Origin of the sequence: Peribacillus sp. NPDC097197 (assembly GCF_050278025.1) — a bacterium.
GTDB lineage: Bacteria > Bacillota > Bacilli > Bacillales > DSM-1321 > Peribacillus.
Genome location: NZ_JBNNST010000002.1, coordinates 55,124 through 68,972 on the forward strand (window position 1 = coordinate 55,124; position 13,849 = coordinate 68,972).

Annotated in this window: 14 protein-coding genes; 1 reads left to right on the top strand and 13 read right to left on the bottom strand. The window is 39.5% G+C overall.

From position 1 onward, the window contains the following. Positions 1–268: 268 nt before the first annotated feature. The 10 genes from ACQKL6_RS02675 to ACQKL6_RS02720 form a co-directional block, all read right to left on the bottom strand. On the bottom strand, positions 269–1,267 hold the full coding sequence (locus ACQKL6_RS02675; protein WP_427650529.1) for an NAD(P)H-dependent flavin oxidoreductase: 999 nt from the start codon (positions 1,265–1,267) through the stop codon (positions 269–271). Positions 1,268–1,425: 158 nt separating this feature from the next. Further along, positions 1,426–2,166 carry a Cof-type HAD-IIB family hydrolase gene (locus ACQKL6_RS02680; RefSeq protein WP_427650531.1) on the bottom strand — a complete coding sequence of 247 codons (741 nt, stop codon included), beginning with the start codon at positions 2,164–2,166 and terminating at the stop codon, positions 1,426–1,428. A gap of 119 nt (positions 2,167–2,285) precedes the next feature. Next, on the bottom strand, positions 2,286–3,281 hold the full coding sequence (locus tag ACQKL6_RS02685) for a cation diffusion facilitator family transporter (RefSeq protein WP_427650533.1): 996 nt from the start codon (positions 3,279–3,281) through the stop codon (positions 2,286–2,288). Between the two features lie 200 nt (positions 3,282–3,481). Further along, the gene (locus ACQKL6_RS02690; RefSeq protein WP_427591228.1) at positions 3,482–4,252 is read right to left on the bottom strand and encodes a hypothetical protein; all 771 of its coding nucleotides are present in this window, start codon (positions 4,250–4,252) and stop codon (positions 3,482–3,484) included. Between the two features lie 178 nt (positions 4,253–4,430). Continuing rightward, a complete protein-coding gene (locus ACQKL6_RS02695; RefSeq protein WP_427591227.1) occupies positions 4,431–5,690 on the bottom strand; it encodes a glycosyl hydrolase family 18 protein in 1,260 nt (419 codons plus the stop codon). Positions 5,691–6,012: 322 nt separating this feature from the next. Then, entirely contained in the window at positions 6,013–6,762 is a 750-nt protein-coding gene (locus ACQKL6_RS02700) for a (S)-benzoin forming benzil reductase (RefSeq protein ID WP_402868690.1), read from the bottom strand. Between the two features lie 48 nt (positions 6,763–6,810). Further along, positions 6,811–8,268, bottom strand: a complete 1,458-nt coding sequence (cls, locus tag ACQKL6_RS02705) for a cardiolipin synthase (protein ID WP_402868691.1) — start codon at positions 8,266–8,268, stop codon at positions 6,811–6,813. Between the two features lie 248 nt (positions 8,269–8,516). After that, positions 8,517–8,780 carry a metal-sensitive transcriptional regulator gene (locus ACQKL6_RS02710; RefSeq protein WP_402868692.1) on the bottom strand — a complete coding sequence of 88 codons (264 nt, stop codon included), beginning with the start codon at positions 8,778–8,780 and terminating at the stop codon, positions 8,517–8,519. Between the two features lie 136 nt (positions 8,781–8,916). Then, positions 8,917–9,363, bottom strand: coding sequence for a CoxG family protein (locus ACQKL6_RS02715; protein WP_427591226.1), 447 nt, complete (start codon positions 9,361–9,363; stop codon positions 8,917–8,919). A 207-nt stretch (positions 9,364–9,570) separates the two neighbouring features. After that, the gene (locus ACQKL6_RS02720) at positions 9,571–10,179 is read right to left on the bottom strand and encodes a flavin reductase family protein (RefSeq protein ID WP_427591224.1); all 609 of its coding nucleotides are present in this window, start codon (positions 10,177–10,179) and stop codon (positions 9,571–9,573) included. A 587-nt stretch (positions 10,180–10,766) separates the two neighbouring features. On the opposite strand from ACQKL6_RS02720, the gene ACQKL6_RS02725 reads away from it, so the two are divergent. Further along, complete coding sequence (locus tag ACQKL6_RS02725; protein ID WP_427591223.1) at positions 10,767–11,366, top strand: nitroreductase family protein; 600 nt, start codon at positions 10,767–10,769, stop codon at positions 11,364–11,366. A 165-nt stretch (positions 11,367–11,531) separates the two neighbouring features. Here the strand turns inward: ACQKL6_RS02725 and ACQKL6_RS02730 are convergent, their stop codons facing one another. The 3 genes from ACQKL6_RS02730 to ACQKL6_RS02740 are packed head-to-tail and all read right to left on the bottom strand — an operon-like array spanning position 11,532 to position 13,829. After that, positions 11,532–12,593: an alpha/beta fold hydrolase gene (locus ACQKL6_RS02730; RefSeq protein ID WP_402988470.1), complete on the bottom strand. Its 1,062-nt coding sequence runs from the start codon at positions 12,591–12,593 to the stop codon at positions 11,532–11,534. A gap of 2 nt (positions 12,594–12,595) precedes the next feature. Next, positions 12,596–13,030 carry a hypothetical protein gene (locus tag ACQKL6_RS02735; RefSeq protein WP_402988467.1) on the bottom strand — a complete coding sequence of 145 codons (435 nt, stop codon included), beginning with the start codon at positions 13,028–13,030 and terminating at the stop codon, positions 12,596–12,598. A 22-nt stretch (positions 13,031–13,052) separates the two neighbouring features. Next, on the bottom strand, positions 13,053–13,829 hold the full coding sequence (locus ACQKL6_RS02740) for an SDR family oxidoreductase (protein WP_402988464.1): 777 nt from the start codon (positions 13,827–13,829) through the stop codon (positions 13,053–13,055). Between the last annotated feature and the right edge of the window lie 20 nt (positions 13,830–13,849).

Sequence of the window (13,849 nt, forward strand, 5' to 3'; positions counted from 1 at the left end):
TATCTGCGAGTAATATACCATTTCTTATGTTATTTTTCAACCTTTTAATCGTTAGAATTCAAAATGATAACGATTTTCCTGAATGTGGTCATGGATAGGATTTTGGGCTTTGCGTTATTCAGCTATCATCAGAATTGTATATAATGCTCGGAAATTATCCATTCCAAATCACTTACCAAATTCATGCAATAGGATTATGTCCAATTAAAATAGAGGGCCCAGTATGGACCCTCTACAACTTTCACAAATCAGCTAAAGCGCTTTCAATTCATCTAGATATGATTCCTTTTATTTTACCGGCCTGTTCGGTTAATCTTCTAAGGGAATCACGATACTCATTTTCGAGTTGCTTGATAATACCAGCTGTTGTATCAATCTGCTTTATGGCGCCGACACCATGACCTGCAGACCAGATATCACGCCATGCTTTAGATTCCGATGATTTTGACATGCTATCAAAATCGACTTTTTCTTTTTTGGCTAATTGCTCTGGATCCAATCCTTCTTTTCTAATACTTGGTTTAAGCATATTGCAGTTAACACCTGAAAATGCATCAGTCAAAATAATATCATCTTGATTAGACTCTACAAGCATTTGACGGTATTGGTCATTCGCCATGCTCTCTTTTGCCACGATAAAACGGGTGCCCATGTAAGCCAAGTCAGCTCCTGCAGCCTGGGCCGCCAATATACTATGACCCGTACTAATTGATCCGGCGAGTAGAATGATTCCATCCCAGAATGTCCTGACACTGTCCACGAAAGCAAAGCTATTTATTTCACCTGCATGTCCTCCTGCACCTGATGCTACAAGGATTAAACCATCCACGCCGGATTCAGCGGCTTTTTTTGCAAAATCCACACTGCTGACATCAGAAAAAACCAGGCCTCCATAGCTATGTACAACATCCACAACATGTCTTGGCGATCCGAGTGAAGTTATGATAATGGGAGGCTGATGCTTTTTGACCAATTCCAACTCTTCCTCTAGGCGACTATAGGATTTATGGACTATCATGTTCATCGCCCACGGCGCGATTTTGCTGTTTGGATCCTTGTCCCTTGCCGAAATGAGTGTATCATTAATATCACCCATCCATTGGTCCAAGACTTCGATAGGCCTTGCATTCGGAGCTGGAAACGAGCCTATTACCCCATTCAAACAACACTCTTTTACTAAATCCGGACCAGAAATTAAAAACATGGGTGCAGATATGACCGGTAAAGAAAGTTGACTCCACCAGTGCTCAGGAATAGATTTGCTCATCAATATAACCTCCCAATGTTAATATATTACCAAAATATTACACTACAAGAGTATCATACTTCTAAAATACAAAATTTTCAAGAAATAATTGTCCATTTTAACGTGTAGAAAAAAACTGCATATGGAAGGCGATTCCACATACAGCATCGTTTTCATTATTAAGAAAGTACCCATTTACGTATCGCTTTTGCCACTCCATCTTCCTGATTGGTCGAGGTGACCCAATCGGATTCTTCCTTAACGATTTGTTGGGCATTCCCCATAGCTACTCCTATTTTTGCTTCTCGAATCATGGCAAGGTCATTTAGACTATCCCCTACTGCCATGACTTGGTCCATAGTAAGATCAAGCATTGAACAAACACGTTCAATTGCCTTTGCCTTATTTACGCCATGAGCATTCACTTCAATATTCGTTGGGCTGGAATTACTGATTTCAAGATTCTCTTTTGTCCTAAGCTCTTCCATAATCAGTTGACGGATGGCATCGTCCTTGGTATCGAATCCAAATTTAAGCCATTGTGATTCATTAATTTTTCCGGGCATCTCAGCCCGGTAGACACGATCACAGCTGGTTGCCCAGAAATGGGTTCCATGCTTTTGGCTTAATTCCCACATCCATTGTACATATTCGCTATCGACAATATGCCTTTCCACCAATTCACCATCGTTATTGTATATTTCACTGCCATTGACCGTTATTAAGTATGATTGAAGTTCCATGGACTTCGCAAAGTCATTACATGTAGCAAAGGATCTTCCCGTACTCAAAATCACATGAACTCCCCGCTGTTCTGCTTCTTTAATCGTACGTCGATTTTCTTCTGAAATCTCCCCTTTTTCATTTAAAAGCGTCCCATCCATATCGAGTGCAACTAATCGTATGTCTATGTTATCCATGAATAAACACCCTTTCTCTTTTCTATGTAGATACCTATAGCATACTGTATCTTGCTGTTCCAAGGAAGAAATCTGATTGTATAGGTAAAAGATCTCTTCTTACTTACTCAAAAATTTGCTCATCTCTTCTTTTTCTCTTCCTTCACTTTGGAATGAATCTTTTCCTGCCAATTTGCAACACCGTCATTTTCATCGAACTCTATAATGACATCCGTGACTCCTCTTTCTTTGAAGATTTCTGCAATCAATCTGTCCTTTATCATATCCGCTTCAGCAATCGTTATATGCGCATCCAGCTCAACCTCAAGTTCCACATGAAAGTTTTCCCCTTCTTTAATAACGGCAAGTTTCTGAATATCACGAACTTCTGGATCTTTCATGACCATCGTTCCGATTTTCAGGCGCATATCAACGTCAGCTTCACCTAGTGCACCTGCTGCATTTTCAAGGAATACCCGACCCACTACGTAAAACATTCCGAGTCCAATGAATACAGAAGCTATCCCTTCCGCTTGCCTAAAAGGAGTGAAATTCGCCAGTAAAATCGCGATAATTGCGAGTAGACCACCACCTGTCGCTACCATATCTTCCATAAACACCAGTTTTGTGGCTGGTTTTGCACGCCTTAAACCCGAAAAGCTTTTAACTATAACCGCAACAGCCCCCTTTGCTTCGATATTCACTTCTTTAACCACTTCTTTCATTGCTTTAAACAGGACATAGGATTCAAGGACAACCGCTGCGAATAAAACGGTTAAGTTAATGACAATCCCATTTGATTCAGTAGGATGCAAAATATGATGGAAGCCTTCCTTTATAGTTTCATAAGACATGATCCCAACAATCAATACAGCTCCTAAAAGCACCAGGTTCACCAAACGGCCAAAGCCTTCCGGGAAGCGCTCTGTCGGTGCCTTTTTACTTAAGGCAGAACCAATGAAAACGAAAAACTGATTGGCAGCATCCCCCAAAGAATGGAGTGTTTCGGCGAACATCGCGACATTTCCGGTCATAAAATAGGCAATTCCCTTTAAAATGGCGATGATACTATTAACACAGGCTGCAATAAAAGCTGATTTATTGCCCTGCTTAAGCAATAACATTAATTTTTTCATATCAGGCATACCCTCTTCACTTTTTATGATTTCATAAGTTGTATTATCTCCAAAGCCATTTAAATGAATCATAATAAAAGCAAAACGGGATTGTACTTACAAAGGGCCATCCGACGCCGTATTTCGAACCTTTTGTAACACAAAAAATGGTAGTAGACCAAGGGCCTATTACCACTTTTTTAAAAAATATGATTATAGAATCAAGCTTCCATGCTTTTAACCAGTTTGGATGGGTTGTTCACTTTATAACGAATTTCCTTATTGTATTTCTTCTCTACGACTTTTCCGTCAAATTCTAGAGCGTCGCCTTCTATAAGTTCAGCTTTTTTTAAAGTTTTGCTATAACCACACCATGCATCCCCAATGAGAAGTTCTGGATCCGAGGTAACTTTTACATTTTCTAATAAGATGACTTCATCCTCTTCACCCGTAAAATGATTCATTTTGGCTGTAAACTCTTTGACTGTTGCCGTAAAATGAACTTTTTCAGCAGGTAAGTCCAATTTCGGTTTAGCCGGTTCCTTTTTACTCTTTGACTTTTCCTTTTTTTGTGTAGCTTTCGGCGCTTCAGTGCTGCTCTTTCCAGGGTCCTCTGTTCCCTTACCTTTCGCATCCTGTACAACTTCGGTCAAAGACCCTGGAGCAGCAGGACCGCTCAATAATTCTTTCCCAAAATTCGAACTTTGCATTTCCTTTAAATAAGCGGGATGAATACAGCTAAGCCTGCCATTATCAAATTCGACAACAATAGTATCCAGACCATTTCCATATTGTTCATAACCGGCCAACTTTACTTTTGTTTGAAAGCTTCCACTTTTATATAGTAATTCTTTTTTTACTGATCGAGCAGTGAACAGTTTCCACTCTACCCCTTTTGCAATATAATCCTCTTCATCTGAAAAAGAGATATAATCTCCTTTTGGTTCAATATAGTGAACCAGTTCCTTAGTTTCTGCTGGAGTTTCAGCCACAGTCAACACTCCTATTTTTTCTGTATGCTTATATATTAGCAAAGGAATGGCAAGTTGCAAATGAATGGGCATGATTTACTAAAAACTTCTGTCATTACTCTGTATGCTTTGAGTGGTATTACATAAATTATTTCTGTCTCTCATCGTTTCCCTATTCGTATCGAAAAAAACTGTATAACTATTTTATTATCAAAATATTCTCCTGTATATATGCCCAATTCTGTGGAAAACGCAAACCAATATGCCAATAGGTGGTACCAGCCAGTTCATATGCATCAATCGCTTGATATTTTGCAGTTATTGAGCGAATATCTTCAAACCAAACGATATGTTCTGAGTTTTCTTTTGTATATGAGTAAGTAGGAGAGGCGGCTTTCCTATCAAAGCGAATTTCTGAATTTGTTGCGATTGCTAAGTTTTGGGCATTTTGTGCTGACATCGCGCTCGTCTCATTGCTAGGGACGAGCCAACCATATCCGTACATAGGAATGGCTACCTGTAATTTATTCGCAGGCATCGTAGATATAGCATACTGGATGACCTCAGTCATCCACCAAATAGGGGAAATTGGTTCTGGGGGGCCGGTCGGGTAACCATAATCGATGGTCATTACGGCGACTAAATCGGCAACCTTTCCAATGCCCTTATAATCATGTCCGCCAACAATTCGATTTTCTGGATTATCTTCCGTTTTCGCATGTACATTAACTTGTAAAATCAGTCCGTTCAATTCCGCTTTTAGCTCTTGTAAAAAAGTCACATATTCCTCCCGTTTACCTGGAGGGACGAATTCCAGGTCCATACTCACTCCGCCATACCCTTTTTCCTTCACGAAATTCATCATACTTGTGATGAGATTTCTACGATAAATGGAACTGGTGAGGACATCACCCGCCAAGTCCGCATCAAAATTACCGTTTTGAAAATTACGAATCATCAATAAAGGTGTCACTCCATTTTGTTCACATTTCTCTATAAGGGGTAAATCGTCACCTTCTATATAGGCAAAGCCTGCCTGCGTAAATGAATAGGCTACAATAGCCAGATAGGTTAGCTTATCCCCGTTCTCCTCAAGCATTTCAAACACTGTACCGCTTGAAACTGGAAAAGAAAATCCCATCGTAATCAATCTTTTCTTATAGGGGGAAGGAACGAGTATTCTTTCCCCTATCTTAAGTATGGCTGATAGACCCGGATTAGCTTTTTTAATGGCTGATACGCTCGTCATATATCTCTTTGCAATCCCTGAAAGCGTGTCATTCTGTTTGATTAGATATGTACGGTTTCTAACTCCTGTCTCGGGGATATATAGGGCTAAACCAGGAACCAGTGCTGTCGTTTCCAGACCATTCACTTCCACTATCCTTGCAGAATCAACCTTGTACTTTTGAGCTATGGCCTCTAAAGTATCTCCTCTTTTGACGACCTGGATTGTCATCTCACCCTCCACTCCTCACAAAAGTAAATGTAAAGTTATACTAGTGTCACTACACTTTTCATTTTGACCTTTATCATTAATGTATTCTATTGATATGGCCTAAATGTGTAATTTCATCTAATTAGTTTTAACATGAGGATAGCAGGGATGTAGCTTGTACCCTTAGACGCTGTTATGTAAATAGGAGCTTAGTTTCACACTAGAGGAGAGGCTTTGATTTTTCAACAATTCCATGGATAATCAGGTTCTAAGGAAGGCAAAAGGGACCTTCTATATGGAGGTCCCCTTTTACTAGAGCTTATTTGCTACCTATTCATAAAGATCAAAGTAATTGATTGAGTTCGTAAAACTTCCCATTTTCCAACTTATTGACCTCTAACAATTGCAACAGTTTTTCTGCCACGAGTTCTGGGCTCCTCAACAGCCCCTTTTCCTTATAGTCATGAAATTTAGTTCTGTCTGAAAAGTCCTTTTCATCAGCAGAACGGATGGTTTCTTGCATTCCTGTATCCATCACCCCTGGTGAAAAAGATATGAGCGTCGTCGGATAAGTTTCTTTCTCCTGTTCTAGTCCAGCTACACGGGTGAACATTTCAAGACCCGCTTTTGTACTGCAATAGGCTGCCCAGCCATGATAAGGATTCTTGGCTGCTCCTGATGAAATATTGACCATCACCTTTTTTTGTTTCCATTCCTTTGTACGTTTGATAAATGCATCCGCCAACACAACAGGTGCCATGAAGTTCACACGTAGGCTGAGTTCTATATTTTCTTGTGCTAAATTCCCAACTGTCTTGATTGGATCAATAACACCTGCGTTATTGATAAAATAAACATCACTATCTTCATCCAATTCTGTAAAAATCTTATCGATTAATGGCGCAAGTTGTGAACCGTCGAATAGATCCATATAGATGAAACTAAGCTTCGCTCCGGCCATAACTGCTTTTTCAGCCATTTCAGGATGAGGGGTACGAGAAATTAAGATACAATGATTCCCGTCGCTCAAGCACTGCTCTGCTAGAGCTGCTCCTAGACCTCTTGAAGCCCCTGTAATTATAAAAGTTTTCACCGCAATATCCCGCCTTTTTCTAAATGTATTTTTATCCGATACACCACATTATAAAATCGGTGATACCAGTCTCGCGATGGACTCCTTAAATCGAATCCACTTAGAACGTTTTTCAAATTCTTCTATGGTTAACGGTTTGGAAACCTCTATATCCCTATAAAAAATCTTCGTCAATTTTTCGGCAATTCCTTCGTCATAAATGAAAGCATTCACTTCAAAATTCAGTTTAAAACTTCGGACATCGATGTTTGCCGTCCCGACCGAAGAAACTTCTTCATCCACGACAATCATTTTTGCATGGATAAAGCCCTTATCATAGATATATACTTTAGCCCCTGCCTTTAATAACTCTCCAACATTATAGAGGGTTGCCCAATATACGAAAAGATGGTCAGGTTTATTGGGAATCATGATATTTACATCAATACCCGATAAACTTGCAATTCGGAGCGCATCCAATAAGCTTGCGTCCGGAATGAAGTAAGGAGTTTGAATAAGAATTGAATGTCTCGCTGAAGAAATTAATTTAATATAGCCATTCTTTATTTGTTCCCATTCCGAATCGGGTCCGCTGGTTACAATTTGCAAATCGGTAGTACCTTGATAAACAGGGGTCGGAAAATAATGCGGTTGATAGGTTATGTCATGATGCTTCGATGCTTGATTCCAATCCAGAATGAAACGGGTTTGGATGGCTTTAACTGCAGGGCCCTTGATTCGAAGGTGTGTATCACGCCAATATCCAAATTTGGGATTCAACCCTAAATATTCATCTCCTACATTAAAGCCGCCAACATAACCGACTTCCCCATCAATAATGACGAGTTTACGATGATTTCGAAAATTCAAGCGTAAATTTATGAATTTCAACTTAGATGGAAAGAACGCTTCCACTCGCCCACCTGCTTGTCTAAACTCCTTAAAAAAGCCTTTTGTCAATTTCCTCGATCCCAATTCATCATATAATAAGCGGACCTTCACTCCTTCATTGGCTTTTCTGGTCAAAGCCTCGATGAACCGCTTGCCCAGAACATCTCTTTGGATAATGTAATATTGAATATGTATATGATTTTCAGCCGCTTCAATATCCTTAAAAAGTTGTTCGAACTTTTCTCTTCCGTCCGTAAAAATATCAACCTGATTATCTTCCGTTAATACGGCATCATTATATCGAAGGTGCATATAGATCAAATCACGATAATGGCTCGATGAATTATTACGATATGGAAAATCGTCTGTGCTAAGGTCAATCATTTGTTTTTTTAGGATTTCCTCAATCCCGATCTTCTTTTTGTCCTCCCACTGAAACAAGTGGGCGTGTCTCAAACTCGTCCCGAAAAGGAGATATAAAATAAAACCAACAACGGGAAGGAAATACAAGACTAACAGCCAGGCCCATGTGTTGCTTGCTTCTTTTCTTTCAAAAAATATTACGACCGTGGCAAATAATATATTTAAAATAAGAATGAGACCGAATAATACGGATGTAATTTGCGTTATTTCCATGGCAATTCCCTCACATAATTTTTATCCCTTTAAGAATAACACGCAAATCCTTTTATAACAAAGCGATATCGTGCTCTAACTGGCCAAGATGTAGTTGCATTTCCCGAGATTTCAAATAAAAAATCCAGCTTCCCTATATAAGCGGTGCTGGATCCAATCCATTAATGAAAATTGATGATACCTACGTAATCCTCTACCCATATTATGATTTGCCTCTACCATGTAAAAGTAAGAAGAATCTTTAATCATCAGCGACTTTTCACCAACAAATTAACTGCTTCTTTAACAAGATCATCAGGGTTCTTGTCTCCAGACTCGTTTGCTTCGCGTACACACTCTACAAGATTGGAGCTTACAATTACACCTATCGTCCGATCTATGGCAGATCTTGTAGCAGACAATTGGGTGATTACCTCCCTACAATCCTTATTATCCTCCATCATTTTCAAGATACCCCGTAGTTGACCCTCTATCCGTTTAACACGGTTCTTCATTTGCTTTTCATATTCCATGTGAGGTTTACCTCCTATTTCACTTTACATCCTTTATCTTACCACGTGCTTATTATTATGTTCATCCCTTTTCACAGAGTTTAAACGTATTTTACATCTAATACCCCATGACAGATGTTTTAGCCAATGTACCAAATCACTTTTTTTGCAATTGAAGCCTTTGAGCAATGGTTTCAGCAAATTCAACCGTCATTTGTGGGACATGGGATTTCATTAATGCGTTGATAATAGGGGCCTTTGCTCCTTTTGCTGTAATATCTAAGCACCCAGTCATCTTTGTTCGCTTCATTTCTACACTTTCAGCCAAAAAGTAACCATATCCATCAAACTTCTCGTTTATTCCCTGAAGATTGAACGTGATCTTATTTGGTACTTGCCATTCCATTATCTCAACTGCCAACTTGATTTTCTTTTTCATTAAACCGAGATCACTCTTAAACTCCCAAATAAGGGTGCGTTCATTTAACAGTTCGTGCTTGATATAGCCTGGCACTAGCGGTGCCCATTGTTCAATATCACTGACAAATGCCCAAACTTTCTCAATAGGTATGGATAAGTCAATACTATGTAATCCTTCTGTCACTGGGGGTCCCCCTTACATATTTTACTACATCATCAAACCCTATGCCTTCCATACATTATTAGAACCCCTTTAAATCCAGAATGTCCTTGAAAAAATGAGCCATGCCACCTGAAATGGTTGCCTAATTCGCAAGAAATCTTCTCTATGAAAAAGGACGATATCTATTGATAGATATCGCCATTTGTCAAATTAAGGGTCGAGGGGGAATCAAGGACGTTGTAGTTCAAATAACTCCCCAAGTTTCGTATAAGTTTGTCCAGCCAAACGAGCTACCGGCTTAAGGCCATTCTGGTCGATTCTTCCTTCATGATAGATGCCTTGGTCGATATGATAGCAGACTACTCTACCTATTAATAAATCACAGCCTGGATCGTCCACTGAACCCGCTAAAGGAATAGCTCGTTCCAATTTACATTCAAAACGCACTTTTGCTTCTTTCAAGCCAGGCACTGCCACTTTATCACTAGCAACAGTGGTAAATTTAGTGAGAGTTAATTCACTCTCTTCAGGTCGGAGCTCTGCGGCCGTTTGGTTAACATCTTCAACAATGTCCTCATCTGTGATATGAACGATGAATTCCCCACTTTTAATCGCATTTCGGGCGGTATCCTTTTGGACTCCTTTTTTTCTTTGAACAGAAACAGAAAGCATGGGAGGATTGGAACTGACTATATTGAAAAAACTAAAAGGTGCTGCATTTATTATGCCAGTTTCTGATTGTGTCGTAATAAGAGCAATGGGTCTTGGAATTATACTCCCCGTCAGAAATTTATAATTTTCCCGCTCACTTAAGCTTTTAGGATTTACTGAAATCATTTTTTATCCCCTCTCAATTATCATTAGTGCTCAGATCAAAGAATAGCCATGATCACCTCCACAAAGAGAGTGTGAATGGACCACCTCATTGCCAAACCCTGACTGAATTCCTCTTATATTTTCATACTCTTACTCAGAAATACTTATTTATATGATTCGTCATCTCTTCTTCGCGAAAGAACATCTCCTATGTACTCGGACCATAGCAAAAGTTGCGCCGCAAACTCACCAAATGCCTAGGCGAGCGATTCCGTGTCCTCAATTGTAAACACTCCTCGCTAGGCTTAATGAATCCCAACTACGACCATGAATAACCACGCCGAACCTGCAGAATTCGTTGAAACACCGGGCGGTCTCTATGAGGATCGAGTGAAAGCTATCTATAATTCTATTATATAGAAGAAAAACAAAAAGTCAGCCTGCAATTGCAGAAGAAGACGGATTTTACTCGCTGCTTATACCCCACTTACCTACCCTCACCAATGCCAAAAGTAAACACCATTGGCCTGAATCCATTTATTTCTTAACATATTCCTACCATTACGAGGCACCATAATTATGTAGTAGATTTAATGGAGGTTAGTAATATGAAGAAAGATTTTTGGCAGGCGATTGAAGATAGACGGTCCTATTATGGAATCAGCAAAGAAACGGTTGTCCCAAATAGCAGGATTAAGGAAGTGATCGATCATGCTGTTCAATATTCCCCAACAGCTTACAATTCTCAAAGTGCAAGAGTAGTCGTTCTAACAGGTAAAAGCCATGATCAGTTTTGGGATATCACCAAAGAAACCCTCCGAAAAATCGTTGACGAAAAAGACTTTAAACAAACAGAAGACAAAATGCTTTCCTTTAAAAATGGATATGGAACTGTACTATTTTTTGAAGATCAATCAATAGTGGAACATCTTCAAGAAGCATTTAAATCATATGCGGATAAATTCCCTATATGGTCCAATCAATCCTCAGGCATGTTACAATTTGTGGTTTGGACCGCCTTGGAGGGAGAAGGATTTGGAGCCAGCCTCCAGCATTACAATCCATTAATTGATGAGGAAGTTACAAAAACATGGGATTTGCCGAGGAAGTGGAAACTAATTGCGCAGATGCCATTCGGAAAACCAACTGCTGAGCCAGGGGATAAAGAAATCGTTCCGCTTGATGAGCGAGTGAAATATTTTCCATAAAGAAAGGCTGGTTCATGAGTGAGCCAGCCTCATTTGTTCTAAATTAAAGTTCCCCTGCAAAAAACCTTGAGAATATGACCGATGCAAATCCTAAATATCCTAACACTGACATAACTTTATATTCATTATTTTCCTTTATCATGGTATATAGCCCCCTTCTCCGTACTATTTTACTTTCTTGATGGGTGAAGATCGCGCAGGAAGCCACTCTTTAAGATACTGGGGTAGCTTACCGGCATAGTTGTTGGAAGCATGTCCACTTTGAAGGAGTTTGTAGGTTTTGTCCTTACTTTTTAGAAGCTTCATTATGGGGAAAATCATTTCCTGTGGTACTAAACGGTCGTTTTCACTTGCAACCACTAGAACATTTGCATCAATATTGGTGATTTTTGCTTTTTCACCCTTCACTTTCAAGTGTCCCTTAACCAGACGGTTATTGATAATAAGGTCATCTGTTAGTTGTTTTGCAACTGCACCAGATAAAGGGACATGACCATTCGTCCAAGCGTTGAACCTACGCCAGTTTTGAACATATTGTTCATTATCCGCTTGATTTAGCAAAGATAAATATGGAGAAAAGTAAATAGGTGAAGTGATTAATCGAATGCCATTTTTCACCCCACTGGCCGGTATGACTTTCATGATGTCAAGCACTTCATCAAAATTGGCACTTCCATCCCTCATCGATGCCTGCCATTGATCGAATACTTGCGAATCACTAAAATCGATGGGTGTCACCGAAAGAATCAGGTTTCTAATTGGCTCATTTGCAATAGCAGCATACATCGTAGCTATCGTCCCACCCAAGCAAAAGCCCATTATGGAAATTTCCGATGCACCTGAGTGAAGAAGCGCACGCCGTACCCCACTCCGGATATATTTTATAATATAATCATCTATCGTCGTATCTCCGTCTTCATAGCCTGGACTACCAAAATCAATCAAATACACTTCGAAGCCTTCGTTAACAAAAGCTTCTATCAAACTATTTCCTGGTCCTAGATCAAGAATTACAGGTGTATTAATCAATGAATAGATGAGAAATACTGGTACTTTATATTTTTTTTTGATCGGCGGATAATACCATAATGTTGATTTGTTCTTGTTCCAAACCCGTACCCTCGGTGTAGTGCCCATTTCCGGCATCGGCTGATTTGGAATATCCAAAAAGTGTTTCCATTTAGGCGTCGCCATAGTTTTACGACCTGATTTATTCATTTCCTTCATGTTCATAAACCTTTTACTTGTACCTTGGCGTTGGATAATAAGGAATCAAAAAGAAAGTCACTGATCTTCTTTTTATCACGTACCTGCCCTGTACTTTCCCTTTTTTTATTTCGTGAACTTCTTCTACTGGATCGTTTTTCCCCTTCAGTGAGATGTAAAAGTAGCTCTTCAACCTTGTCTACTTTTTCCTCAAGTTGAATGACTAATTTGGCTACATTAGCAACATCCTGTTTGGTTGGGTAATTCATGATGATGGACATTCTCTCCGAAGCTTCCTGAAACTTATTTATACGCGGAACCTGTTGCTGTGAATTGTTGCTGATGGATTCAATAAAACTCCTATTATTAATGAACTCACGAATTTTATCATTTAACTCTTGTTCTTTTTGAGTGCCCAAGAGTTTTAACCCTTTATAAAAATCTGTTTTTTTTGGCATTTATGCTTCCCCTCTTCTTTGTTTAGATTGTAGCGGCGATGCCTCCATCAACGATCAGAACATGCCCCACTATATAGTCTGAAGCTTTCGACGCTAAAAGTATTGCCGCTCCTTTTAAATCCTCACCATTACCAAATCGATGTGCCGGAGTTTTTCCAAGAATGTCATAATCGGATTCTTCAAGGATTTTCTTTGTAATCTTAGTTGGAAAAAAGCCTGGTGCTATCGCATTCACCTGAATACCATGTCTAGCTAATTTGACACCAAGATCTTTTGTCAAGGTAATGATAGCTCCCTTGCTAGTGTTATAAGGAATGGTCACCATCAACTCAGGGTGAGTGCCTCCAAGCCCTGATACCGATGCGATATTAATAATTTTCCCGGATTTTTGTGACATCATGATTTTTGCTACGGCCTGTGAAAACAAGAATGTACCTGTAACATTAACGTTCATTACCTTTTCCCATTTATCCTCGGGAATATCTTCTAACGGACCAGACCATGAGGTCCCGCTATTATTGACAAGAATGTCAATGCTACCGAAATGATCCATTGTTTCTTTTACAACTGAATCAATATCGCTTTTGTTCGTAATATCACATTCAATGGCCAACGCCTTCGTACCCATTGAATGTAAGTATTTACAAGTTTCTTCACATACAGAAAGTTTCCGTGAAGCAATTACAATATTTGCACCCGCCATAGCCAGTGCCAACGCTATTTGTTTTCCGAGACCTCTCCCGCCTCCTGTTACAATAGCCGTTTTATTCGTCAAGTCGAATAGATCAAATGTAGTCAACTCCCCAGCCCCTTCATTAT